Source organism: Oleiphilus sp. HI0067 (assembly GCF_001635735.1).
The window spans coordinates 1-697 of the sequence record NZ_LWFI01001113.1 but is presented as its reverse complement, the minus strand read 5'-3'; the positions used below and the strand labels follow the sequence as shown (position 1 = coordinate 697).

Sequence of the window (697 nt, the reverse complement as noted above, 5' to 3'; positions counted from 1 at the left end):
GATGAGTTTTGTATAGTGCTTACTGATGTAAATTCCAGTGCAGATACCAGTACTGTCGCGAACCGCATTATTGATGCATTGGCAGCACCACATTTTGTACAAAAACATGAAATTTTCGCGGCAGCAAGTATCGGTATCGCGATGTACGATGGCACACAAAATAGCGCGAACGTACTCTTGAAAAATGCCGATGCAGCGATGTACTTGGCGAAAAATAAAGGACGTAATCAATTCGCTTACTTTTCTCAAGAATTAGAAGAAGAAGCAATGATGCGCATTGAACTTGGTGCAAAACTCAAGCATGCCATCGAAAACAAACAACTGATGACATACTATCAGCCGCAATACGGCCCTGCCGGTAAAGAAATCATTGGGTTTGAAGCACTGCTTCGCTGGGAATTAGAAGGCACAATGATTAGCCCAATATTATTTATTTCTATCGCAGAAGAAAGTGGCTTAATCAATGACTTAGGTTTATGGGTCATGAATGATGCTTGTGCTCAATTAAAATATTGGCAAGAGCAATGCGGACTTGATCCTTCCGTTACCATCAGCGTCAACGTTTCAAGTCGTCAACTCGCCTATGACGGATTCATTTCTTCACTTGAATCAGCACTCGAAACGAGTCAAATTTCTCCCCAATGTCTCGAACTAGAGCTGACAGAAACAGCTGTTATGTCGGATCCAGAGCGTTGTG

At 42.3% G+C, this 697-nt stretch carries 1 protein-coding gene; it reads left to right on the top strand.

What is annotated here, in order from left to right:
- Positions 1–15: 15 nt before the first annotated feature.
- The coding region (locus A3739_RS16150; RefSeq protein WP_231877095.1) for a GGDEF domain-containing phosphodiesterase at positions 16–697 on the top strand (682 nt) is incomplete at its 3' end.